Source organism: Nocardia sp. NPDC059195, assembly GCF_042754695.1.
In the GTDB taxonomy this organism is placed as follows: Bacteria; Actinomycetota; Actinomycetes; order Mycobacteriales; family Mycobacteriaceae; genus Nocardia.
The window spans coordinates 77,871-104,220 of sequence record NZ_JBHZBG010000025.1 but is presented as its reverse complement, the minus strand read 5'-3'; the positions used below and the strand labels follow the sequence as shown (position 1 = coordinate 104,220).

Here is a 26,350-nt window from a genome sequence, read left to right as displayed (position 1 = left end):
GGCGGCTGTGGCAGCGGCAGTGCCAGCGGCAGCGGCAGCGGCAGCGGCAGCGGCAGCGGCAGCGGCAGCGGCAGTGCCAGTGGCAGCGGCAGCGGCAGTGGCAGCGGCAGCGGCAGCGGCAGTGGCAGCGGCAGTGGCAGTGGCAGTGGCAGTGGCAGTGGCAGTGGCAGTGGCAGTGGGAAGGGCGTCAGCAAAGGTAGAGGCGGCAGCAAAGGCATCGGCGTCGGCGGCGGCAACGTCGGCAGTCGCAGCGCCGTCAGCAAAGGAAGCGCCGGCAGTAGCGTTGACGTCGACAGCAACGTCGGCGGTGCCATCCTCAGCAGTGCTAGCCGTGTGGCTCGCCTGTACAGGGACGAGGTAGGCGGTGAGGTAGTCGCCGGTGCCGTCGTCACGGACGGTGACTACCGCGCGTTCGATGGTGTCGAGACCGGTGAGGACCGCTTCGATTTCGCCGAGCTCGATGCGCAGGCCGCGCAGTTTCACCTGGAAGTCGGTGCGGCCCAGGTATTCCAGTTCGCCCGAGCGCGTGCGGACCACGAGATCGCCGGTGCGGTACATGCGGTCGCCGGGGGCGCCGAGCGGGTTGGCGACGAAGCGGTCGGCGCACAGGTCGGGGCGGGCGAGGTAGCCGCGGGCCAGTTGGACGCCGGCCAGATACAGCTCACCCGGTGTGCCGACAGGAACGGGGCGCAGGCGGGCGTCGAGCACGTGCAGGGCAGTGTTGGCGACCGGGGCGCCGATCGGCACGGTGGCAGTGTCGACGTCGGTGACCTCGTGGAAGCTGACGTCGACGGCGGCCTCGGTGGGCCCGTACAGGTTGTGCACGGTGACACCGGGGATCAGCGCGCGCAGGCGCTGGGCATCGGCCGCGGGCAGCGCCTCACCGGAGGCGAACACCTGCCGCAGCGAAACACAGTCGTCGGCACGCGGTTCGGCGAGGAACGCCGCCAGCATCGACGGCACGAAGTGAGCGACGTCGACACCCGTGCGGGTGATGACCTCGGCCAGGTACGCGGGGTCGCGATGCCCCTCGGGACGAGCGATCACCAGGGTGGCACCGATCTGCAAGGGCCAGAACAGTTCCCACACCGACACGTCGAAGGTGATCGGCGTCTTCTGCAATACGGTGCCGGTGCCATCGAGCCGATAGGCATCCTGCATCCAGACCAGGCGGTTGACGATCGCGGAATGGGTAACCGCGACCCCCTTGGGCTTACCGGTCGAGCCGGAGGTGAACAGCACATACGCCAGGTCCGCGCCACGCAACGGCCGGATCCGGTCGGCATCGGTCACCGGGTGAGCACCGAACCCCGACAGGTCGAGCGCGGCGGGCTCGACGACACGCGTGGCAGGCCGGACTGCCAGACTGCCGAGTTCGTCTGCCCGCGTGCCGAATTCGTCTGCCCGCGTGCCGGGTTCGTCTGCCCGCCTGGCGGGTTCGTCTGCCCGACTGGCGGGTTCGCCTGCCCGACTGGCGGGTTCGCCTGCCCGACTGCCGGGTTCGCCTGCCCGACTGCCGAGGCCGTTCGCGCGCGTGCCGGACTCAACCGCGCGAAGGATGGATACGACTGTCCGTTGGCCGGATTCGAGGCGCGAATCGGGTTGAACTGTGTGTGAACCGGTTTCGGGGAAGTCGGCGGCGGCCAGCACGCAGACGGGAGCCGCGGTCGCCAGGACATCGGCGATCCGGTCGGCCGGGTGGTCGGGATCCAGCGGCAGGTACGCGGCACCGGTGGCCTGCACGGCGTAGATGGCGACCAGCAGATCGATGCCACGCCGGAGCCCGACACCGACCACCGCGCCGGGTCCGACCTGCTCGGCGATCAGCCATCGCGCCAGGCGGGCGACACGAACCGCGAACTCGCCGTAGGTGATCAGCTGTCCCTCGAACTCGAGGGCAACCGCGTCGGGGGTGCGCGCGGCCTGCGCGGCGAACAACGAGACCAATGTCGCGTCGGTGTCGAGCGGGGCGGCCGTGTCGTTCCACGCCGCGAGTTGGGCGGTCTCGGCGGCATCCAGGAGATCGATCTCGCCGACCGCGACGCTGTCATCGGCGACGACGGCGCTCAGCACCCGCACGAACCGCGCACCGAACGAAGCCACCGTGTCGGCGTCGAACAGATCGGTGGCATAGCGCAGCCACCCCCGCATTCCGGGTTCGCCCGCGGCACCGACGATCTCGTTGATCGCCAGGGACAGGTCGAACTGGGTGGTCGCGGCGGGCAGCGCGAACTCGTCGATCCGCAGCCCGGGCAGTTCGATGGTGGTGTCCTCGCGATGCTCGAACGCCAGCATCACCTGCGCGATCGGCGAATACGAGGTGGAGCGAACCGGATTCAGCTCGTCGACCAGTCGCTCGAACGGCAGATCGGCATTCGCGAAGGCCCGCAGATCGGCCGCCCGCACCTCGGCGAGCAGCGCACCGAACCCGGCACCGGCGTCGACCGCCGTCCGCAACACGAGGGTGTTGACGAACATCCCGACGAGATCGTCGAGCGCGGCATCGGCCCGCCCGGCGACCGGCGTGCCGACGAGAACATCCGCACCGGCGCCCTGACGAGACAGCAGCACCGCGAACGCCGCGTGCACCACCATGAAGGTGGACACCCCGTGGCGGCGAGCCAGCGCCTCGATCCCCGCGACCACTTCGGCGGGCACATCGAACCCGACAGCGCCACCAGCGCCCGTGCGCACAGCGGGCCGCGGCCGGTCTGCCGCCAGTTCGAGAACCGGTGTGATCCCGGCTAATTCATGACGCCAGTGCGCCAACTGCCGCGCCAGCCGCGACGCCGGGTCGGCCGCGTCGCCGAGCACGGCGTGCTGCCAGAGGGTGAAGTCCGGATACTGCACCGGCAACGGCTCCCACGCCGGAGCGATCCGCGCCGCGCGCGCGGCGTAGGCAGCGATCAGGTCACGTGCCAGCGGTGTGGTCGATACACCGTCGGCGGCGATGTGATGCACCGCGAGTACCAGCACATGCTCGGTCTCGCGCGAATCCGCATAATCCACAGCAGCGGGACGCGTTACATCGCCCATCGCCTCATCGGATAGGTGGTCCGCAGCTGCGACTCGCGTCGCGCGACGGAGTAGCGCGGCGCGCAGCGGCGGCTGGGTGGTCAGGTCGTAACCCTCGCCGATGATGGTGCGCACGGTGTCGGCGAGATCGGCCTCGGCGATCTCGTGTACGACGGTGGCGGGCAACACCGCGTCGACGGGCAGGACCACCTGGGTCGGACCATCGGCGTCTTCCGGAAAGACGGTGCGCAGTGATTCGTGCCGGTCCAGGACGTCGGCGAGCGCCGCCCACAGGGCATCGGTGTCGAGGTCGCCGGTCAGGCGCAGGGCGATCGGCAGGGTGTAGACGGCCGATTCGGGATCGATCCGGTTCAGCAGCCACAGGCGAGTCTGCGCCAGCGACAGCGGGATTCGGTCCGGGCGCGGTCCCACGACGGCCAGCGCGGGCACCTGTTCGCCGCCGGTGCCAGCACGCTCGGCGAGTCCGGCGACGGTCGGGGCGTCGAACACGTCGCGCACGTCCAGCGCACTGCCGAGCGCCGCGTTGGCTCGGGCGACGAGCCGCATCGCGAGCAGTGAATTGCCACCGACGGCGAAGAAGTCGTCGTTGGCACCGACACGCGCCACCCCGAGCAGTTCACCGATCACACCCGCCAGAGCGGTCTGCGCGCCCGGTCGGGGCGCCACGTATTCGGTGGTGGTGGACAGGTCTGCGGCCGGTAGCGCGGCCCGGTCGAGTTTGCCCGCGGAGTTGAGCGGCACGGTGTCGAGCACCAGCAGATGCGAGGGCACCATGTACGCGGGCACCCGGCCCGCGACGTGCGCGCGCACCGCCACGATGTCGACCTCGCCCGCGACGTATCCGACCAGGCATTGGCGGCCTGCGTCGTCGGTGGCGGGCAGCACGGTCGCGTGGGTGACCCCGGGTGCGTCGCCGAGCGCGGTCTCGATCTCGCCCAGCTCGATCCGCAGTCCACGGATCTTCACCTGGAAGTCGTTGCGGCCCAGGTAAACCAGCGCACCGTCCCGATCGCGGCGCACCAGGTCGCCGGTGCGGTACATGCGGGCACCGTCGGCCCCGAACGGATCGGCGACGAAGCGGTCGGCGGTCAGGTCGGGCCTGCCGAGGTAGCCGCGGGCCAGCTGATCGCCCGCGAGGTACAGCTCTCCCGCGACCCCGCCGGGCACCAGGTGCAGCCGCTCGTCGAGGACGTAGGCGCGCACGTTCCAGGTCGGCCTGCCGATGGGCAGCTCGGTCTGCTCGACCGGCGCGGTGATCTGCCCGAAGGTGCTGGTGATCGCTACTTCGGTGGGGCCGTAGGTGTTGTGCAGCTCGCCGGGGATCGCGGCGAGCACGGTCGCCGCGAGCGGGGCTGGCAGTTCCTCGCCGCCCACGTGCAGCATCCGCAGCCCGCGCAGTGCGTCGCCGAGCCCTTCGGCGAGCATCGCGGCCAGCACCGACGGCACGATCTCCATGATGGTGACGCCCTGCTCACGCACCACTCGCGCCTGATAATCCAGGTCGAGGTGACCGCCGGGGCGCAGCAGCACCAGCGGCGCACCGAGCAAGGCGGGAGCCAGCAGTTCCCAGAGCGAGACATCGAAGGTGAGCGGCGCGCGCTGCAGGAAACGATCCGCCGCGGTCATGCTGTATTCACCACGCAGCCAGCAGATTTCGTTGACGACGGCCCGATGCGAGATCAGCACACCCTTCGGTGTACCGGTGGAGCCGGAGGTGAACAGTACATAGGCCGGGTGCTCGGGGTGCAGTGGCGCGAGGCGTTCGGCATCGGTGAGCGGGCGGCCCGAGACAGTGTCGTGCGCGGAATCCTCGAGCTGGGCGACGGTGAGTACGGGGAATCCGGAGCGCGACGCGGCGGCGAAATGTACGGAGGCCGTGGCGGATCGGATCCCGCTGTCCACATGGTCGAGGTCACCGGCGGACGCGACAACGACGAGTCGTGGCGTAGCGGTCTCGAGCACATGCCCGATGCGTTCGGCGGGCTGGCCCGCGTCGATCGGCACGTACACGCCACCGGCGGCGAGCACGCCGTGCAGCACCACCAGCAGTTCGATGCTGCGCGGAACAGCTACGGCCACCGGCGTTTCCGGCCCGACGCCACAGTCGATCAACCGCCGGGCGAGCCGGTTGGCCCTGGCGGCGAGCGCACCGTAGGTGATCTCGGCGCCTTCGAACACCGCCGCCACCGCCCGCGGATCTCGCGCGGCCGCGGCATCGAGCAGATGGGCGGCCAGTGGGGCGCGTACGCCCAGTTCGGCCAGTGCGCTGCCGAGTGGAACCACGTCGCCGTGGGGGCCCGCCAGCAGCGTGGCCTCGTCGGTGTCGGCGAGCAGGGCGAGGTCGCCGACCGCGGTGCCGGGTGCGGTGACCGCGTTCCGCAGCACCCGCTCGAGCATCGCGACCATCGTCGCGACGGTGTCGGCGTCGAAAAGGTCGGTGGCGTAGCGCAGTTCGAGGTCGAGACCGTCGGGTGCGCCATCGGGGGCGAATCGGTCGACGAAGGTGAAGTCCAGATCCACTTCGATCGGCGCATCCGGCAGGGTCAGCCCCGACAGGGTGAGACCGGGCAGTTCGAACGCGGTCCTGCGCTGGTTCTGTAGCGCGAGCGAGATCTGATACAGCGGCGAATAGCCCTGTGAGCGAGCGGGATTCAGCGCGTCGACCAGGCTTTCGAACGGCACATCGGCGTTGTCGAAGGCGTCGAGATCGTCGGCGCGGACCTCGTCGAGCAGATCACCGAAGCGGGCGTCGGCACTGACCCGCGCACGCAACACGAGCGTATTGACGAACATGCCGACGATGTCGTCGAGTTCGCGATGACCGCGACCGGCCACGGGTGTGCCGACAACGATGTCGGCACCGGCCGAGAGCCGTGCCAGCAGCACCGACAGGCCCGCGTGCAGCACCATGAACGGGGTGGCGCGGTGCGCACGCGCCAGCTCCTCGATCCCGCGATGCAGGTCGGCACCGAGGGTGGTCATGAAGGTGGCGCCCCGGTTCGAGGCGATCAGCGGCCTGCGACGGTCGGCGGGCAGCGTCAGGACATCGGGTAGGCCCGCGAGTCGGTGGGTCCAGTACCCGAGCTGGCGGGCCAGCGGTGCGTCCGGGTCGTCGGCGCTGCCGAGTCCCTCGGTCTGCCATAGCGCGTAGTCGGCGTAGTGCACGGCCAGCGCGGGCAGTTGCGGTTGCGCGCCCGCCGCGCGGGTGGCATAGGCGGCCACCAGATCGCGAGTCAGCGGGCCCATCGACCAGCCGTCGGCCGCGATGTGGTGCACGACGAGCACCAGCACGTGTTCGGTCGCCGCCACCTGAAGCAGTGCGGCGCGCACCGGCACCTCGGTGGTGATCTCGAAACCACCGGCGAGGACGGCGGCCACCGCCGCGGGCACATCATCGGCCTCGACGTCGGCGACAGCGAGAGCGGGCACGAACGGCGGGCCAACGAGTTGCGTCGCCTGCCCGTCGAATTCGGGATAGGTGGTGCGCAATGTCTCGTGCCGGTCGATCAGGTCACCCAACGCACCGCGCAGCGCCTTCGTGTCGAGTTCGCCGCTGAGCCGGATCGCGACCGGGATGTGGTACGCGGCGGAGTCCGGATCGAAGCGGTGCAGAAACCACATCCGCTGCTGCGCGGGCGAGAGCGGAATCCGCTGCGGCCGTTGACCTGCCACGGGTCCACGCCTGCTGCCGGTGCCACGCAGCGCGTCCAGCCGCACCGCGAGTCCATCGACGGTGCTCGCCTCGAACAGCTCCCGCACGGCCACCCTGGCATCCAACGCGGCACCGAGCCGCGCCGCTACCTGGGTCGCCAGCAGGGAATTGCCGCCGAGGGCGAAGAAGTCGTCACCCGCACCGACCTGGTCGAGGTCGAGTACTCCGGCAAAGGTCGCGGCAACGACCCGCTCGGTGGCGGTGGCCGGTTCGCGATAGTCGAGCTGCCGTGATTGCGGCGCGGGCAACGCCCGGCGGTCGAGCTTGCCGGAAGCATTGACGGGCAATTCGTCGAGGAAGACGTAGGCACCCGGCGCCATGTAGGAGGGCAGGGTCGCGACGATCGCGGCGTCGAGATCGGCGGGGCTGGGGACTGTCGACGAGACAGGCACCGAACCGGCTGCTGCGGTGTCGGCGGCCGCGAGGACAGCACGAACCGCACCGTCTCCGTCGGAATCGGCGCCGCGACCCCTGGTGGCGATGTCGGTGCCGAGCACGGCATCTGGTGCGAGCGCGGCATCCGGGCCGCCGGAGTCCGAGGCTCCCGCCTTCTCGCGCGGCACGACCTCGGGTGTACCGGCGGCACGGACGACGTAGGCGACGAGCTGGTCGGGCCTGCCTTCGTCCGAGCGGACCAGGACGGCGACACGGCTGATTCCTGGAACAGCGGCGATCGCGGCTTCGATCTCGGCGGGCTCGATGCGCAGGCCGCGTAGCTTCACCTGGAAGTCGGTGCGGCCCAGGTAGTGCAGCGCCGGGCCGTCGGGGCCGGTGCGCCAGGTGACGAGGTCGCCGGTGCGGTACAGGCGTTCGCCCGCGCCGAAGGGGTCGGCGATGAAACGTTCGGCGGTGAGGTCGGCGCGGCCGTGGTAGCCGTCGGCGAGCTGAGCGCCCGCCACATACAACTCACCCGGAACACCCGCCGGAACGGGATGCAGGCGCGAATCCAGCACGTAGACACGGGTATCGGCGACCGGCGCACCGATCGGCACCGTGGCACTCCGCTCGTCACCGGCCTCGTATGCGGTGACCTGGATGGCGGTTTCGGTGGGGCCGTACAGGTTGACCACGGTCGCGCCGGTGCTCGTGCGCACCCGCCGCGCCAGGTCGGTCATCAGCGCCTCACCGCCCGCGAAGACCATTCGCAACGAATCCGCTTGCGCGCAAGCCGGTTCCGCCACCACAGCGGCGAGTACCGACGGCACGTACTGGACGACGCTCACTCCATGACGCACGGTGGCCGCCGCCAGGTACGCCGGGTCGCGATGCCCGTCGGCGGTGGCGAGCACCAGCCGAGCACCGACCTGCAACGGCCACAGCAGTTCCCACACCGACGCGTCGAAGGTGAACGGCGTCTTCTGCAGCACCACATCGTCGACACCGAGCGGGTATTCCCGCTGCAGCCAACGCAACTGGTTCACCACAGCCTTGTGCGGCACGGCCACACCCTTCGGCCGACCGGTTGACCCCGAGGTGAACAGCACATAGGCCAGGTGCTCGGGACGCAGCGGCGCGACCCGCTCGTCATCGGTGATCGGCTCGCCGGACAGTTCCGACAGATCGAGCCCATCGACCTCCAGCACCGACTCGCCTACAGCCATACCACTTCCGGCAACCGTCAGCACACAGACCGGTGCCGTCTGCGCCAGCACAGAGGCAGTCCGCTCGGCCGGATGATCGGGATCCACCGGCACATACGCCGCCCCGGCCGCGAGCACCGCGTGCACCGCGACCAACTGCTCCGCGCCACGACGCATCGCCACCGCGACCAGCGAGCCCGGACCCGCCCCTAGCCCGATCAGATGACGGGCCAGCCGTGCGACTCGAACACCGAACTCCGCGTACGAAAGCTCCACTGCTGCCGTGGAATCGCCGGTGTCACGCGAGGAAACCTCAGAAGCCGCTCCCCCAGCGTGATGTGCGGCGAGCTGACGCGTAGCCGTCGTAGCGGCGCCCCAGGCGGCCGACGCTGTCGCGTCACCGGCCGCGGCGGGGTCCGTGTCGACGACCACGGCGATTGCGTGGGGAGTTGCGGCGGCCTGGTCGGCGAGGAGTGCGGCGAGAGTTGCGGCTTGGCCGGTGGCGGTGGCGGTGTCGTTCCACGTGGTCAGGAGTTGGGTCTGCTCGGCCGGGTCGAGGAGGTCGACGTCGCCGACGGGGCGGGTCGGGTCGGCGAGAACGGCGGTGAGTACGCGGTGCAGACGGGTGGCGAAGCCGGCGATGGTGGCCGCGTCGAACAGGTCGGTGGCGTACAGGAAGGCGCCGGAAATGCCGGCGGGAGTGCCGTTGTCGTCACGATGTTCGGTGAGGGTGAGCTCCAGGTCGAACTTGGCGACGCCGGTCGGCAGGTCGTAGCCCGCGACGGCGAGACCGGGCAGCGCGAGCTCGCTCGGAGTGTCCTCGTTGAGGGACAGCATCACCTGGAACAGCGGGTTGCGGGCGGTGGAGCGGACCGGGTCGAGGATCTCGACCAGGCGCTCGAACGGGACGTCGGCGTGACCGAAGGCCGCGAGGTCGGTAGCGCGGGCCCGGGCGATCAGCTCGGTGAACGGGGTCGCGGGCGCGACTTCGGTGCGCAGCACGAGCGTGTTGACGAACATGCCGACCAGATCGTCGAGCGCGCGTTCACCACGTCCCGACACCGGGGTGCCGATCGCGATATCGGCGGTTGCCGACAACCGCGCCAGCAGTATCGCGAACACCGCGTGCGCGGCCATGAACACCGTCACACCCTGTGCGCGAGCGAATTCGGCCAGCGCCCGATGGGTGTCGGCATCGATCTCGACGTTGTGCATCGCCCCGCGGCGAGAAGCGACCGCGGGCCGGGTCCGGTCGGTGGGCAGCTCCAACTGCTCGGGCACTCCCGCCAGCGCAGCGCGCCAGAACGAGAGCTGCTCGGCCGCCACCGATTTCGGATCGGCCGCGTCGCCGAGCACCGTGTGCTGCCACACGGCGTAGTCGGCATATTGCACGTCCAACGGCATCCAGCTCGGGGCCTCGCCGGTGGCGCGCGCGCCGTAGGCCGTGAGCACGTCCCGGATCAACGGCCCGAACGAGAAACCATCGGCCGCGATGTGGTGCAACACGATGACCAGCACATACTCCGCAGCAGACCCTGCCGAGTCCACCGCCCCGGTCCGCCGGAAGGCCCGTTCACGATCAACAGTCGTGCGATCCAGCGACCGCGCACGTCCTACGGGTCCGACGTGATCAACCGTCCCAGCGCCATCAGCTGATCCAGCGTGATCAACCGATGCAGCATGATCCACCGCGTCGACTTGTCCCATGGAGTCGGCGCGTTCCGCCAAGGGACCGGGGGTCGCACGGTCGACGTCGATTTCCGACGAATCAGCATGTGTTGCCACCGTGTTCGCGGCAACGCGGAACAAGGTCGCGCGGATCGGGGCATCGACGGTGAGGTCGAAGCCGGTAGCGGCGAAGGTGCGTACGGCATCGGACAGTTCGGTCGCGCCCACGAGGTGGGGGTGAACCTCGCGGATGATGCCGGTTGCCGGGAGGATCTCGGCGATGGCGTTGCCGTCGAGCTCCGGGTAGCGGGTGCGCAGGACCTCGTGCCGGTCCAGCACGTCGACGATCGCCGCCTGGAGTGCGGCGATGTCGAGGGCGCCGGTGAGGCGGACAGCCATCGGGATGTTGTCGGTGGCCGAGCCGGGGTCGAAGCGGTTCAGGAACCACATGCGCTGCTGGGCGGGCGAGAGCGGAAGCGGATCCGGGCGGGGTCCTGCCACCAGAGCGGGGCCGGTGCCCGTCCCACGCAGAGGGTCGGCCGCCGCGGCGAGGGTCAGCACGGTCGAGGTGTCGAAAAGCTGGCGGATCGGGATGCGGATGTCGAGGTCGGTGCCGATGCGTGCCATCAACCGGGTGGCGAGCAGCGAGTTGCCGCCCAGGTCGAAGAAGTCGTCGTCGCGGCCCACCCGGTCCAGTCCGAGTACCTCGGCGAAGGCGGCGGCCACGACCTGCTCCGCGCCGGTTTCGGGTGCGCGGTAGACGGCGGCTTCGAAGACCGGCGCGGGCAGTGCGGACCGGTCGAGCTTGCCCACCGGAGTCAATGGCACAGCCTCGAGGGCGACGATCGCGGCAGGCACCATGTGTGCGGGCAGGTGCGCGGCGGTGTGCGCGATGAGGGTCGCGGTGTCGATCGTGGCTCCGGCGACGGGAACCACATACGACACCAGCAGGGTCGCGCCCGCATCGGTGCGGTGGCCGATGGTCGCGGCGAAATCGACCGCCCGATGGCGGGCGAGGACCGCGTCGATCTCGCCGAGTTCGATCCGGAAGCCGCGTACCTTCACCTGGAAGTCGTTGCGGCCCAGGTATTCCAGGTCGAGCGAACCAGCACGCCGCACCCACCGCACGGTGTCGCCCGTGCGGTACATCCGATCACCGGGCGCGCCATGGGGATTGGTGACGAACCGGCCCGCCGTCAGCGCGGGCCTGCGGTGGTAGCCGCGCGCGAGCTGGGCACCTGCGATGTACAGCTCGCCGACGACGCCGACGGGTACCGGTCGCAGCCGCTCGTCGAGCACCAGCTCGGTGGTGCCCTCGACGGGCGCGCCGAGGGTGACAGGCGTTGTCGCGCTGAGTGGTTCGCTGATATTGGTGACGATGGTCGTCTCGGTCGGGCCGTACCCGTTGCGGAAGATCAGCCCCGGAATCGCGGCCGTCCAGCGTGCGACCAGTTCCCCGGGGCACGCCTCACCACCGACCACCACCACCCGCAGCTCGTCGAGCCCTTCCGGGTTCACCGTCGCCAACGCCGAGGGCGTGATGACCACGTGGGTCACCCGCTCGACCCGCAACAGTTCACCCAGCTCCGCCCCGCCGAACACGCCGGCGGGCGCGACAACCATCGTCGCCCCCTCGGTCACCGTCAGCAGCAGCTCGGCCACGGAAATGTCGAACGACGGCGACGCCACGTGCAATACCCGCGAATCCGCCGATGCCAGATACCGCCCCGCCTGCACCGGCAGATACGCCGCCACCGCACCGTGCGGAATCACGACGCCCTTGGGCAGACCCGTGGTTCCGGAGGTGTAGATGACATATGCCGGATCGAGCGGATCCACCGCACGTCCACCCGGCACGCCGTTCGAGAAGGTGTCATCACCTGTCGAGATCGCGTCGTCGACGCCACCGCGACGATCGCCGACACCGGCATCAGCATCAGCATCAGCATCGGTATCGGTATCGGGATCAGTGCTATCCGACGCTGTCGAATGACCGGCTCCGACGCCCCGTTCGGCCGCATCACCACGAGCGGCCGCGGCGGTAGGCAGCAGCGGATCGACCACGAGCCAGTTCACTGTGGAGGGCAAATCCGCCAGCACCGCATCGATGGTGATGCCCGCCGCCGCGCCGGAATCGGCGAGCATGTGGGCGATGCGGTCGGCAGGGTAGTTCGGGTCGACCGGAAGGAAGCCTGCCCCGGACTTCACCACGGCCCAGACCGCGGTGACCGAGTCCGCCGAGCGCGGGATACTCACGGCGACAAGGTCACCCGCGCCGATGCCGAGGGCGGTCAGACGGGCGGCCAGGTGCGCGGAGGCCGCATCGAGCTCGCCGTAGGTGAGGGTACGGGCACCGTCGCGGATCGCGATCACGGTGGGGTCGGCGGCGGCACGCGACAACACTTCCGGCAGCAAGGGAGCGGGAGTCGACGGGCCGCCGCTGCGGGTGGTCAGTTCATCGAGCTCGGTGTCGATCAGCAAGGGCAGATCGGCGACGGGTGTCTGCGGGGCAGCGGCGATCGCGGCGAGCAAACCGGTGAAGCGACGCACCATGCCGATCACGGTCGGCTCGTCGAATAGATCTGTGGCGTACGAGAATTCGCCGAGCAACCCCGTGGTCTCGGAATCGCGCACAGTCACCGAAAGATCGAACTTCTCGACGTCATAGGGCAGGTCGACAGCGGCAGCCCGCAGGCCTGGAAGTTCGAAGGTGGTCGGTGGCAGGTTCTGCAGCGACAGCGCGACCTGGAACAGCGGATGGCGACCACCGGAACGCGACGGCGCGAGCACCTCGACGAGTCGCTCGAACGGCACGGTGGTGTGGTCGAACGCGGCCAGATCCCCGGCGCGGACGCGGCCGAGCAGCTCGGCGAACGGTTCCGCGCCACGCACCTGGCTGCGCAACACAGCGGTATTGACGAACATGCCGATGACGTCGTCGAGTTCCGCCGCGCCGCGTCCCGCGACCGGACTGCCGATCGCCACATCGGCAGTGCCCGACAGTCGCGCGACCAGCACCGACAGCGCCGCGTGCAGGACCATGAACAGCGTCGCACCGTGTTCCGCCGCAACAGCATTCAGCGTGGCGACAACGTCCGCGTCGAGCTCGAACTCGACCCGGCGTCCGTGCATCGACGCGACGGCGGGGCGAGGCCGGTCGGTCGGCAGGCCCGACTCATCCGGCAGCCCGGCCAGCGAATCTCGCCAGAACGCGATCTCCCGCCCGGCCTGCGAGTCGGCATCACCTTCCGCGCCGAGGACAGCACGCTGCCACAGGGTGTAGTCGGCGTACTGCACCGGCAACGGCGCCCACTGCGGCGCCGCGCCTTCGGTACGCGCGTAGTAGGCGGCCATCGTGTCGCGCACCAGCGGACCGGCCGACCAGCCGTCGGCGGCGATGTGATGCACCACCAGCACCAACACGTGATCGCCGTCGACCTCGAACAACCTGGCCCGAATCGGCGGTGCGGCAGTGACGTCGAATCCGCGCAGGATCACCGCGGCCAGCACTCCGGGAAGTTCTCGAGCACCGATGCTGACCGGTTCGAGGTACCTCGCTACACCGTTGACCAGTGGGTTCGCCCCACCACCGAAGCTCACCGTGTCGGCAGCGTGAATTCCACCACCCACGCCGACCGCCGCACCGGCGTCGGCCGCACGGATCTCCGAGTTCGACTCGGCGACAAGCATTTCGAGCGCATCAGCGGGCGTGAGCACCTGCTGCGTTCCCACGCCGCCGACCTCGGGGTACACCGTGCGTAGTACCTCGTGCCGAGCGATCAGGTCGCCGACCGCCGCCCGCAACGCGTCCTGATCCAGCACACCCGACAACCGCACCGCGATCGGAATGTTGTAAGCCCCGGCCTCGGGATCGAACCGGTTCAGAAACCACATCCGCTGCTGCGCCGGCGAGAGCGGCACCACCTCGGGACGCGGCCCCGCGACGAGCGCGGGCCGCTCGTCGACCACGCCGCCTTCGACCAGCTTCGCGAGCACAGCGACAGTCGGGCTGTCGAAGAAGTCGCGAACATCCACGCGCACACCGAAATTCGCCTGCAACCGCCCGATGGCCCTGGTCGCGATCAGCGAGTTGCCGCCGAGGCGGAAGAAGTCGTCGTCCAACCCGATGGTCTGCACCCCGAGCAGCTCGGCGAACAACGCGGCGACCGAACGTTCGGTCGCGGTGCGTGGCTCCCGGAATTGCGCGGCCGCAACCCGGAAGTCGGGTTCCGGCAACGCCTTCCGGTCCAGCTTTCCGCTGGCATTGATCGGCATCGCGTCCAGCCGCACCAGCAGCGACGGCACCATGTACTCCGGCATCGACGCCTTCGCGTGCGCGACCAACTCGGCCTCGTCGATGGCCGCACCGTCGCCGCTCACCACATAGCCGACCAGTGCCTCACCCGCGGCATGCCGATGCAGCACCACCGCGGCATTGCCCACCCGCGGATGCGCGGCCAACACGGCCTCGATCTCCCCCAGCTCGATCCGCAGACCACGCAGTTTCACCTGAAAGTCGGTGCGCCCCAGATACTCCAGCTCACCACGCGACTCACGCACCAGGTCACCGGTGCGATACATCCGCTCACCGGCCACGCCGTAGGGGTTGGCGACGAACCGGTCCGCGGTCAGACCTGGCCGCGCCACATACCCGCGAGCCAACTGAACACCCGACAGGTACAGCTCGCCGACCACTCCAACGGGCACCTGATCGAGATTCTCGTCGAGCACCAGCAGCCCGGTGTCATCGGCCGGACCACCGATCGGCACCGACACCTCGTCGAGCGCGGTCACTTCGTGCGCGGTGACGTCGACGGCCGCCTCGGTGGGCCCGTACAGATTGTGCAGCGCGGTCGAGGACAGCTTGCGCAGCCGGGCGGCAGTGGCAGCGGGCAGCGCCTCGCCCGAGGCGAACACCATCCGCAACGACGACAGATCCACCTCGGGCCCCAGCTCACCGACGAACGCGGCCAGCATGGACGGCACGAAGTGCGTCACGGTGACTCGATGCGCCGCGATCAACGACGCCAGATACGCGGGATCACCGTGGCGCCCCGGTTCGGCGACAACGAGCCGAGCACCGATCTGCAAGGGCCAGAACAGTTCCCACACCGACACATCGAAGGTGTAGGGCGTCTTCTGCAGTACCACATCGGCATCGGTCATGCCGTAGCGGCGCTGCCGCCAATCCAGGTTCGCCACGATCGCCCCGTGGGTCACCGCCACCCCCTTCGGGCGGCCCGTGGAACCGGAGGTGAAGATGACGTAGGCCGTATTGTCGGCCCGCGCCGCGGAAGCCACCACGCCGGGCGCCGCGTCCCAGTCGATGTCATCGGTGCGCAGCACCGGCGCGCCGTTGAGATCCGGCTCATCGCAGGCACGCGTCACGACCACTACCGGCCGCGCCACCTCGAGCACATAGTGCAGCCGGTCCACCGGATGATCGGGGTCGAGCGGCACGTACGCACCACCCGCCCGCACGATCGCGTGCACCGCGACGATCAACTCGACGCTGCGTCGCAGTGCCAACCCGACCAGCGTCTCGGGGCCGACGCCCGACTCGACCAGCCGCACCGCCAGCACCCGCACCCTGGCATCGAATTCCGCGTAGGTGAGCACCTCGTCACCGAACTGCACCGCGACCCGATCAGGCGTCCGAGCCACTTGCGCGGCGAACCGATCGACCAGCGTCGCGGCGGCCGCCACCTCCATCCCCAACGCGGCCATCGCATCACCGGCGAGTGAATCCAGCAGCACACCGAAGGTCCCCTCGGCGGCATCGACCACGCCGGGGAACAACTCGGCGAGCACCACCTGCACGAGTGTGTCCGCGTCCAGCGCCCCACCGGTGAGCTCGGCCATCAGCGTGAGCTGGGCATCGAGATCGGCATAGGACACCGCGGTGCCGTCGAACTCGACCGCGATCCGCGCCGGATCCATCGCCGCGACCGTCGCCACCAGCGCTGCCAGCTGTTCTGTTTCCGCGCGCGCCGGAGTGGGGTTGGTCATCGCACACTGCCTTCCATTACCGGCCGCGGGTAACGCCACGCGGCCGCACAAACTCTCGGAACTCCCCGGCTCGCACCGGGGTGAGGTGGATCGGCGGGGGGTGGCCAACCTCGGGCACCCTGCCCGAAATCCACCCGCTCACACCGGATTCAGTGCGATCGGCTATGACACGATCGCGGCAATCCGGCTCGCCGCCACACAACCAGCAATGACTCGGCTATCTCCCGACCTCCATCGTCAACCCCGACACCTGAACCACGCGTGGCGAACACGAGGAGAAGCGTATTCGTTTCAATAATAAACCGGACCAGATTCAGTCAAAATCACGGCTGGACGACTCACTTTTCGACGCTGAGAACGGTCCAGCGATCCGACCGCGTACGCCGAGCCGACAGCGGTCGGCGCGCCGCTCTCGATGGGCGGCATCACGGCTGTCGACACAGATTCTTACTGTGTCCGGACACACTAAGCGAGACAACGTTGCATCACCGTTGCATCATCGTGATCCAGATCACGGACCCGTCCGGCGCCGGAGAACGACAAAACCCCCGCCGTACAACGGCGGGGGTTTCGTCAGTCAGCTGGAGCGAGGCCTACTCGGCTTCGGTGGTCTCCTCGACGGCGGCCGGCTCGGCGGCAGCGGCCTCGTCCTCGACCGGGATGAGCGAGATCTTGCCGCGGTTGTCGATATCGGCGATCTCCACGCGCAGCTTGTCGCCGACGTTGACCACGTCTTCGACCTTGGCCACGCGCTTGCCGTTGCCCAGCTTGGAGATGTGCACCAGACCGTCGCGGCCCGGCAGGAGCGAAACGAACGCACCGAAGGCGGTGGTCTTGACGACCGTGCCGAGGAAGCGCTCGCCGACCTTGGGCAGCTGCGGGTTGGCGATGGCGTTGATCATGTCGATCGCGGCCTGGGCCGACGGCCCATCGGTCGCACCGACGAACACGGTGCCGTCATCTTCGATGGAGATGTTGGCGCCGGTTTCCTCGGTGATCTGGTTGATCATCTTGCCCTTGGGCCCGATGACCTCGCCGATCTTGTCGACCGGGATCTTGATGGCCGTCACGCGCGGGGCGTAGGGGCTCATCTCGTCCGGATCGGTGATGGCCTCGGCCATCACGTCCAGGATCGTGGTGCGGGCGTCGTGTGCCTGGTTCAGCGCACCGGCGAGCACCTGCGAGGGGATGCCGTCGAGCTTGGTGTCGAGCTGCAGGGCGGTGACGAAGTCACGGGTACCGGCGACCTTGAAGTCCATGTCGCCGAAGGCATCCTCGGCACCGAGGATGTCGGTGAGCGCGACGTAGCGGACCTCGTCCTCGCCCTTGTCGTTGGTGATGGTGTCGGAGACCAGGCCCATGGCGATACCCGCGACCGGCGCCTTCAGCGGCACACCGGCGTTGAGCAGCGACAGGGTCGAGGCACAGACCGAACCCATCGAGGTGGAGCCGTTGGAGCTCAGCGCCTCCGAGACCTGACGGATGGCGTAGGGGAACTCCTCCTGCGAGGGCAGCACCGGCATCAGCGCACGCTCGGCGAGCGCGCCGTGGCCGATCTCGCGACGCTTCGGCGAACCGACGCGACCGGTCTCGCCGGTGGAGAACGGCGGGAAGTTGTAGTGGTGCATGTAGCGCTTGGAGGTCTCCGGGCCGAGCGAGTCGACCTGCTGCGCCATCTTCACCATGTCGAGGGTGGTGACGCCCATGATCTGGGTCTCGCCACGCTCGAAGATCGCCGAACCGTGGGCGCGCGGGATCACGTCGACCTCGGCGGAGAGCTGACGGATGTCCGCCAGGCCACGACCGTCGATGCGGAAACCGTCGGTGAGAATGCGCTGGCGAACCAGCTTCTTGGTGACCGAGCGGAACGCGGCACCCAGTTCCTTCTCGCGACCGACGAAGTCGTCACCGAGGCGACCGAGCACCTCGGCCTTGATCTCGTCGATGCGGGCCTCGCGGGCCTGCTTGTCGGCGATGCTCAGCGCCTGGTTCAGCTCGACCTTCGAGGTGCCCTCGACGGCCTCGAACACGTCGGCGCCGTACGGCGGGAAGAGCGGGAACTCCTGCGTCGGCTTGGCAGCCAGCGCGGCCAGGTCGGCCTGGGCGCGGACCAGGCGCGCGATGAACGGCTTGGCGGCCTCCAGACCCTCGGCCACCACGGCTTCGGTCGGGGCCTGCGCACCGTCTTCGATCAGCGCGATGACCTTGTCGGTGGCCTCGGCCTCGACCATCATGATGGCGACGTCGCCGGTGTCGGTGACGCGGCCCGCGACGACCATGTCGAACACGGCGCCTTCGAGCTGCTCGACGGTCGGGAACGCGACCCACTGGCCACCGATGAGGGCGACGCGGACGCCACCGATCGGGCCGGAGAACGGGATGCCCGAGAGCTGAGTCGATGCCGAGGCGGCGTTGATGGCCACCACGTCGTAGAGGTCGGCCGGGTTGAGGCTCAGGACCGTGACGACGACCTGGATCTCGTTGCGCAGACCGTCGATGAAGGTCGGGCGCAGCGGCCGGTCGATCAGGCGGCAGGTCAGGATGGCGTCGGTGGAGGGGCGGCCCTCGCGACGGAAGAACGAGCCGGGGATGCGACCCGCGGCGTACATGCGCTCTTCGACATCGACCGTCAGCGGGAAGAAGTCGAACTGGTCCTTGGGGTACTTACCGGCGGTGGTCGCCGACAGCAGCATGGTCTCGTCGTCGAGGTAGGCGGCGACGGAACCCGCGGCCTGCTTGGCCAGACGGCCGGTCTCGAAGCGGATGGTGCGGGTGCCGAAGCTACCGTTGTCGATCAGCGCGACCGACTCGAAAACTCCGGGCTCGACCTCGACCGCAGTCGAAGGGCGTTCAGTTGTCTGCGTCATATTCTCTTCTCTCGACCTCTCGTCTCGCTGGTCGCGCTGCCGTTTCCAGGCGTATTTTTTCCCCTGGTGGGCGCGAACCCAGCTGTCGTCAGCCGTACCGGACACGGACACGTGGAAACCCTCCTGGCTGCCACGCGCAGCACCCGGCCGGATCCCCTTGGCTGGAACATTCCACAAGAGGGGCGACGCGGAGGCGATCATCGATCGAAGCCCGACGGCGGCGGGAAACGCCTGCCGAAAGGCCACTACCGAAGACCGACGCCACGCGGACGGGTACATACGGCTGTCACATGTTGTAGTGCAGCCGGGAACCCGATGGTCCCCGAATACACGAATAGCCAACGAGAAGAAGTGTACTTCTTCTCGTTGGCTAGGTGTCGACCGCCTCGACGAGGAGGCGTGTCTGATTCAGATCAGCGACGCAGACCCAAGCGCTCGATGAGCGAACGGTAGCGGTTGATGTCGTTGGCCTGCAGGTACTTCGACAGGCGGCGACGACGACCGATCAGGGCCAGCAGGCCGTGACGGGTGTGGTGATCGTGCTTGTGCTGCTTCAGGTGCTCGGTCAGGTCCGAGATCCGCTTCGACAGCAGCGCGATCTGCGCCTCCGGCGAGCCGGTGTCGGTGGGGTGCAGGCCGTACTCGGCGAGAATCGCCGACTTCTGCTCAGTGGTCAGCGCCATGTGGCTCGACTCCTATTTTTCAGTTCCGCGCTCGAAGGTCCGGTTACCCGGGATGGGCGCCACCGCGGACCGCAGCAAACCCGAGGAGCCACTTTACTCGACACGTGGTGGCGAGGTAAATCCGGGCTCAGGCGTCGGCGGCGGTGAGGACTTTGCGCGCGGCCTCGACATCGCGGCCCATGGCCTCGACCAGATCGTCGATGGAGTCGAACTTGCGCATCCCGCGCAGTTGTTCGACGAAATCGACACCGACGTGCTGGCCGTAGAGGTCGGCCTCACCGTCGAGGACGAACGCTTCGACGGTGCGCGCGCGGCCCGAGAACGTGGGGTTGGTGCCGACCGAGATGGCGGCCATCGCGCGCTCGCCGGGTGCGGCCTGGCCGATGGTCGGGCCTGCCCCGAGCACGGTGAACCAGCCCGCGTACACCCCGTCGGCCGGGATCGCGGCGTGCATCGGCGGGGCGACGTTGGCGGTCGGGAAGCCGAGCCCGCGACCGCGACCGTCGCCGTGCACGACGACACCCTCGACACGATGCGGGCGCCCGAGCGCCTCGGCCGCCGCGGCCATATCGCCCGCGTCGACACAGGCACGGATATAGGTGGAGGAGAAGGTGACGGCGTGTTCGCCGAGCAGGGTCACCCCGTCGACCTCGAAGCCGAACCGCTCGCCGAGTTCGCGCATGGTGTCGACGGTGCCCGCGGCCTTCTTGCCGAAGGTGAAGTTGTCGCCGACCACGACCTCGGTGACGTGCAGACGTTCGACCAGCAGGTCGTGCACGTAATCGGACGGGGTGAGCTGCATGAAATCCTGCGTGAACGGCATCACGCAGAACACGTCGATCCCGAGTTCGGCGGCCAGTTCCGCGCGGCGGGTCAGCGTGGTCAGCTGTGCGGGATGCGATCCGGGTCGCACCACTTCCATCGGGTGCGGATCGAAGGTCATCAGGACCGAGGGAACACCACGCTTGCCCGCCGCGGCGACCGCGCGGCTGATCAGCTGCGCGTGCCCCCGATGTACCCCGTCGAACACGCCGATCGTGAGAACGCAACGCCCCCAGTCCGCGGGCACGTCGTCGAGACTTCGCCATCTCTGCACAGAGCGAAGCCTACGCAAAGCGGTCCCCGAACAGAATTCAGGTGTGACCGATCATCGGTGCGCGCCGTGCCGGTTCGCCGATGTGTCATTCGGGCCAGGGATGCCTAACATTGGTGATGTGCCAGCTAAACGAGATGTCGCGACCCGCAGCGCGCTGACGCAACCCGCCGAGCAGGCCGAACTCGCCGCCACGATCGCGCCCGAACTGTCGGCGGTGGCACAGGATTACCTGAAGGTCATCTGGACCGCCCAGGAGTGGTCGCAGGAGAAGGTGTCGACCAAGCTGCTGGCCGAGCGAATCGGCGTGTCGGCCTCGACGGTGTCGGAGGCGGTGCGCAAGCTCACCGATCAGGGTCTGGTCGAACACGCCCGCTACGGCGCGATCACCCTGACCGAACACGGCCGCCGCGCCGCAGTCGCGATGGTGCGCAGGCACCGTCTCATCGAGACGTTCCTGGTGAACGAACTCAGCTACGGCTGGGACGAGGTGCACGACGAGGCCGAGGTCCTCGAACACGCCGTCTCGGACCTGCTCATGTCCCGCATCGACGCGAAACTCGGCTACCCCGACCGCGACCCCCACGGCGACCCCATCCCGTCCGCCGACGGCGCTGTGCCCACTCCCCCGGCCCGTCAACTCAGCGACTTCGCCGCGGGAGAATCCGGCCGGGTAGCCCGCATCTCCGATTCCGACCCCGCCATGCTGCGCTATTTCGACTCCGTCGGCATCGCCCTCGACACCACCATCGAAGTAGCGGAAAGGCGCGATTTCGCCGGCACCATCGCCGTCCACATCGCCTCGGCCGAAACCCCTACCGAGCTGGGAACCCTTGCCGCCGAAGCTATTTGGCTCACTACGTAGGTCCGCGGAACCCTGCCGACCGGCTGACCCATGTCCGATGGATCAGCAGTTGAAGTAGGTGCGCAGGCGGTCCGGTACGCCGTCGGCGGCGGCGCCGGCCCAGCAGGTGTCATGGGGGAATATGACGTAGGTGGTCCAGGTTCCTGACGTGCGGGTGATAACGCGCTGGTTGTCGCCGGGGGTATCCCAGCGGATGACACCCCACTGCCCATCGCAGTCGGGGATGGTCGCGGTGGGTCCTGGATCGACGCCGAGCTCGGATTCGATGGTGGATTCGGCGCAGGCAGGGGCAGGTTCGGGTGGCGTGTCCTGGAAGCGCAGCTGGCCGGTGGCCGTGCCACCCGGAGTGACCAGGAACAGCGTGTGCATGCCCTCGGGGACCGGGTTCGTGCCCGCGGGCGCGGTCATCCCGAAGCGATAGCAACCGATTTCGGTGATGAAGGCCGCCCGGCCTTGCTCGTCGGTGACACCGTCGCGGCGTACCGTTTCCACCGTTTCACCGACGGGGATGTCATTGCTCGACGGATCACACGGCTGCTGCAGCGAAAGGTGCACCGGCACACCGGGAACAGGGATGCCGGACAGGGTCACGGTGCGCAGGACGACAGTGCCGGTCGCGGGTTCGGGCGGCCTGGCCGTCACCGCGGGCGCAGTGGGGACACCCACGGAATTCGGCGGTCCGCCAGGAGAAGCGGCAGGCGGCGGCCCGGCCTGGGTGACCGCGGGAGCAGCGCTGGGAGCGGTGACCGAATTCGGCGCGGTGATCGTGGTCGTCGGACGCGGCGCTGCCGGACCCTGCGGATCGCCGCTGCCACAGCCCGCGAGCACTATCGTCATACCGGCGACGACACCGATCCAGGTCTTCCTGATCGCAGTCATGGTCTGCCCCTCCGACGCGAAAGCTATATATCTTCGCTATCGCCTGTTCCGGACAGGGCGTTAGCCACGCGTCCAGTGCCACTGACAGCCTGATCTCACCGGCAAGGTGCCGCGACGCTCCAGGGATTCGGGGCCGCGGCTCAGCTGGCGTGCCCGTCGAGTACACGCAGCGTGACCGGTTCGGACGCCGGTTGCCGGTATTCGGTGAACAAGGCCGCGACGAGCTCACCACGACTGGTGACGCCCGTCTTGTCGAAGATGGACTTCACGTGGTCGCGCACCGTGTGCGCGGAGACCAGCAGGTGCCGGGCGATGCCCGCGGTGGACAGCCCCGCCGCGATGAGTTCGGTGACCTCCAGTTCGCGGCGGGTCAGTTCATAGGCCGCGACGACGAGTGCGGCGACGTCGGACGGGGTCGCGTGTTCGATCACCAGCACCGTGGTCGTCGGTTCGCCGTTCACATCACGCAGGCACGAGGCGTGGCAGACGAGCCACTGCCCGGTCAGGGTCCGGATTCGGATGCGGGCGCTGTCGCCGGTGAGCCGCGCACGCCCTGCGGTGCTGAGAATCCAGACCGGCAAGGGCAATTCGAGTCCGGTATCGGTCGTCGTCGACGGGCCCGGCGGCATCAGCGCGAGCAGTTCACGGGCCTCGTCGTTCACCGAGAGCAGTGCGCCGTCGGCGCCGAACAGCAGCAGGCCGGGTGCGTGGACGCCGTCCGAGCCCGTTGTCGCCGGTCGCGCGAAACTACGCAGCCGACGCGCCATCGGGGCCGACAGTGCTTGCAGCACCGCGATATCGGCGGCGGCGAACGCCTGCCTGCCGCGTTCCCGGAACAGACTCACCTGTCCCCAGCCCTGCCCGTCCACGCGGAGCACGGCCCGCAACTCGTCACCGAAGCCACGCGGGCGCATGAAGTTTCGATACAGCGGGCTCAGCGTCGGCCGGTCGCCTGTCACCGCGCGCAATCCGGCCACCGGTACCGGTGCCAGCGCCAGATCGCGGAACAAGTTGACGTGCTCGGCGAACAGCTCCGACTCCCAGTAGATCCCGCAGCCGCCCTCGTGCAGGTTCTCCACCCGCACCGGCGCGGTGGTGAGACCGTTGACCGGATCGGTGGCCACCCACACCGCGGCATCGAACCCCACCGTCCGACGCAGTCGGGTAGAGGTCCGCGCGAACAACTCGTGCGCGTCCGGCGCGGCCGCGACCCCGGTGAGCAGGGCGGTCATCGAGGGCGAAGCCGGGGCGGTCATTCATCGATTGTCGTCGGGTTGAGCACCCGTGGCCATCCCGCAATCGAGGGGGCTTCCGGCACATCCCGCAAACGCGGGATTTCGCAGCGGCCCGCGCGCGACCACGCTGAACAACGAGCGCGCACGACATCGACACACGTCGTCACGCCATCGAATGAGCTTGTGCGGCAATGCCGTCTGACGACAGGAGTCGATATGCGAATCGGGATCATCGGTGCGGGAGTGGCCGCGGTCGGACTGCTCGACGCGCTCGCGTCCGCCGACCGAGAACCAGGCACGATCACGGTGTTCGAGGGTACGTCGGCGCTGTGGCGGGGCCGTGCCTACCAGCACGACGTGCCCGCGGTGCGGGTGAACGCACCGCCCGGATTGATGTCCGTGCGAGCCAACGATCGTGGGCATTTCGAGCGGTGGCTGACGCAGCACCCGGATGCCGGGCGCTTCGTCGATCCCGGGCTGGGTCAGCCGATCGTGCCACGCGCGCTGTACGGGGAGTACCTGGAACAATCGGCGCGGGCGTCGATCGACGGGTTGCGGCGCGACGGATGGCAGGTCAGCGTCGTGAACGACCGGGTGACCGGCGTCGCCGCAGGACAGCCGGTGGTGCTGCGCACCGAGGGCGGGGCGGCGCATCCGGTCGATCGTGTGGCGCTCTGTGTCGGCAGCGGCCGCCCTCGTGACCGGTACGGATTGACCGGCGCGCCCGGCTACATCGACGAGCCGTATCCACTGGCGCACACCCTCACCGAGGTGGGACCCGAAGCTCGGGTAGCCGTGATCGGTAGCGGCCTGACCGCCGTCGACATCGCCGCCTCATTGACCGCGAACGGCCATCGAGGTCCGATCACCCTGTTGTCGCGCAGCGGCATCCTGCCCTTCGTGCAGCAACGTCCACAACCACTGACACCGCGACACCTCACCCCGGCCGCCGCGCTGGACCTGGCGGCGCGCGGTCCGGTCGAGTTCACCGACGTGGTCTCGCTGCTACGGGCCGAGCTGGCCGACCTGGGCGAGGATTTCGACGAGTTCGCCGCCGAGATCCGGGCCACCGGCACCGAGGACCCGACACACCGATTGCGCCGCCAGCTCGCCGATGTCGATTCCACACTGCTCGGTCGACGCCTGGTCACGATGGCGATTCGCACGATGGGCCCGATCCTGTGGCCCGCCCTCACCGATGACGACCGGACGATGTTGCGCACCGGCCATCACCGCACCATCAGCAGTCTCAGCTCACCGATGGTCCCGCACAACGCGGAAATCCTGCTGCGCCTGGTGGATTCGGGCCAGGTCCGGTTGCGCATCGGAATCACGGCGATCACGGCGGCCGACTCCGCATTCACGGTGACCGACGAATCCAGCTGGCCGGCCGACATCGTTATCAACGCCGTGAACCCACCCGCCTACCGCACCCCGCAGGACACCGAGGCGCTGATGGCAGGCCTACTCGACAGTGGCACAGCGGAATTCGCACCCACGGGCGGTCTACGCGCCGAACCACGGACCCGCGCACTGCGCGCCGACACCTGGCACGTCCTCGGCAACCTGGCAGCGGATTCGATGTTCATCGCCACCAATCCACCCGGCCTCGCCGCCGAAGCGGCGATGCTGGCCGCGCACCTGACGAGGGAATCTCCCCGCCCAGAACTCGGACGACAGGCGGCGTCTGCGACGGTGCGCAGCTGACCTCTGTCGGCGGCGGATTCGTCACCGCGGCCACCGTAGCCCGAGCAGGCATCGGTCGTCGAAAGATCGACCGGCACCGGGCGCACCGGTCAGTCGCCGATTCCCCTCGGGCGCACCACTATGACCGAGCCCGCGCGTTTACCGCTCTCCTCCAGGAGTGCGATCGCCCGGCCGCGTGGGTCGATGGCAGCGTAGACGCCCTTGATGCCGACAGGTTCGAGCCAGCGACCGGTACGCAGGTCGGTGGCCTGCGATTCGTCGATGTCTCGGAGCGGGAAGGAGATACGGACAGCTGCGTCCATATCGAGGCTGAGCAGCGGTTGCTCCGCCTCGGCGGCAGCTGCCAGTTCTTCGAGGGTGCGGGCGTGCTCGAGGGTGAAGGGGCCGACTCTGGTACGGCGCAAGGCCGTCAGGTGGCCGCCCACGCCGAGGGCGGCGCCGAGGTCGCGGGCCAGCGCGCGGATGTAGGTGCCCGAGGTGCATTCGACGTCGACATCGACATCGACGAATTCGCCGTCGGCGATATCGCGGCGCGCCAGGATATCGAAGCGCGACACCGTCACCGAGCGGGCGGCCAGTTGCACCTCTTCGCCGGCGCGCACGCGCGCGTAGGCGCGTTCACCGTCGACCTTGATGGCGCTCACCGTGGCGGGGACCTGCTCGATGTCACCGGTCAGGGCCGCGACACCGGCCGCGATCTCGTCGTCGGTGATGTGCACCGCGGGCGTCGTCGCGGTGACTTCGCCCTCGGCGTCGTCGGTGTTCGTGGCCTGGCCGAGGCGGATCGTCGCGGTGTAGGCCTTGGTGGTGAGGAGCAGCTGGCCGAGCAGTTTGGTGGCCCGCTCCACCCCGAGCACCAGCACACCGGTGGCCATCGGATCGAGAGTGCCCGCGTGGCCGACTTTCCTGGTCTGCAACAGTTTTCGGCTGCGCGCCACGACATCGTGGCTGGTGAGCCCGCTGTCCTTGTCGACGATCACGAGACCGCCGAGCTCGCCCACCCGCGACACTCGCGC

9 protein-coding genes are annotated in these 26,350 nt (G+C 68.9%); 2 read left to right on the top strand and 7 right to left on the bottom strand.

All coding sequences use genetic code 11. The features are described from left to right. The 4 genes from ACFXKN_RS26135 to ACFXKN_RS26120 form a co-directional block, all read right to left on the bottom strand. Window positions 1-16,005: amino acid adenylation domain-containing protein (locus tag ACFXKN_RS26135; protein ID WP_379433995.1), on the bottom strand; the 16,005-nt coding region annotated here is incomplete at its 3' end. Between the two features lie 593 nt (window positions 16,006-16,598). Then, entirely contained in the window at window positions 16,599-18,872 is a 2,274-nt protein-coding gene (locus ACFXKN_RS26130; protein WP_378944315.1) for a polyribonucleotide nucleotidyltransferase, read from the bottom strand. A 413-nt stretch (window positions 18,873-19,285) separates the two neighbouring features. Beyond that, complete coding sequence (rpsO, locus tag ACFXKN_RS26125) at window positions 19,286-19,555, bottom strand: 30S ribosomal protein S15 (RefSeq protein ID WP_056811493.1); 270 nt, start codon at window positions 19,553-19,555, stop codon at window positions 19,286-19,288. Between the two features lie 127 nt (window positions 19,556-19,682). Beyond that, on the bottom strand, window positions 19,683-20,651 hold the full coding sequence (locus ACFXKN_RS26120; protein ID WP_378944310.1) for a bifunctional riboflavin kinase/FAD synthetase: 969 nt from the start codon (window positions 20,649-20,651) through the stop codon (window positions 19,683-19,685). A 100-nt stretch (window positions 20,652-20,751) separates the two neighbouring features. On the opposite strand from ACFXKN_RS26120, the gene ACFXKN_RS26115 reads away from it, so the two are divergent. After that, window positions 20,752-21,513: a metal-dependent transcriptional regulator gene (locus ACFXKN_RS26115; RefSeq protein ID WP_378944307.1), complete on the top strand. Its 762-nt coding sequence runs from the start codon at window positions 20,752-20,754 to the stop codon at window positions 21,511-21,513. A 42-nt stretch (window positions 21,514-21,555) separates the two neighbouring features. Here the strand turns inward: ACFXKN_RS26115 and ACFXKN_RS26110 are convergent, their stop codons facing one another. Both ACFXKN_RS26110 and ACFXKN_RS26105 read right to left on the bottom strand, forming a co-directional pair. Further along, window positions 21,556-22,392, bottom strand: coding sequence for a hypothetical protein (locus tag ACFXKN_RS26110; RefSeq protein WP_378944304.1), 837 nt, complete (start codon window positions 22,390-22,392; stop codon window positions 21,556-21,558). A 140-nt stretch (window positions 22,393-22,532) separates the two neighbouring features. Beyond that, window positions 22,533-23,648, bottom strand: coding sequence for a LuxR C-terminal-related transcriptional regulator (locus ACFXKN_RS26105; RefSeq protein WP_378944299.1), 1,116 nt, complete (start codon window positions 23,646-23,648; stop codon window positions 22,533-22,535). Between the two features lie 195 nt (window positions 23,649-23,843). Here ACFXKN_RS26105 and ACFXKN_RS26100 point away from each other — a divergent pair, with 195 nt between their 5' ends. After that, window positions 23,844-25,334, top strand: a complete 1,491-nt coding sequence (locus ACFXKN_RS26100; protein ID WP_378944295.1) for an FAD/NAD(P)-binding protein — start codon at window positions 23,844-23,846, stop codon at window positions 25,332-25,334. 89 nt (window positions 25,335-25,423) lie between these two features. Here ACFXKN_RS26100 and truB read toward each other — a convergent pair whose 3' ends face one another. Continuing rightward, entirely contained in the window at window positions 25,424-26,335 is a 912-nt protein-coding gene (gene truB / locus ACFXKN_RS26095) for a tRNA pseudouridine(55) synthase TruB (protein WP_378946143.1), read from the bottom strand. Window positions 26,336-26,350 lie beyond the last annotated feature (15 nt).

What these genes read in the sequence shown, in the direction of transcription:
- ACFXKN_RS26100 (WP_378944295.1), top strand. Translation starts at nt 23,844, where the DNA reads ATGCGAATCGGGATCATCGGTGCGGGAGTGGCCGCGGTCGGACTGCTC.
- rpsO (WP_056811493.1), bottom strand. Translation starts at nt 19,555, where the DNA reads ATGGCGCTGACCACTGAGCAGAAGTCGGCGATTCTCGCCGAGTACGGC.
- ACFXKN_RS26130 (WP_378944315.1), bottom strand. Translation starts at nt 18,872, where the DNA reads ATGACGCAGACAACTGAACGCCCTTCGACTGCGGTCGAGGTCGAGCCC.
- ACFXKN_RS26110 (WP_378944304.1), bottom strand. Translation starts at nt 22,392, where the DNA reads ATGACTGCGATCAGGAAGACCTGGATCGGTGTCGTCGCCGGTATGACG.
- ACFXKN_RS26105 (WP_378944299.1), bottom strand. Translation starts at nt 23,648, where the DNA reads ATGACCGCCCCGGCTTCGCCCTCGATGACCGCCCTGCTCACCGGGGTC.
- ACFXKN_RS26115 (WP_378944307.1), top strand. Translation starts at nt 20,752, where the DNA reads ATGCCTAACATTGGTGATGTGCCAGCTAAACGAGATGTCGCGACCCGC.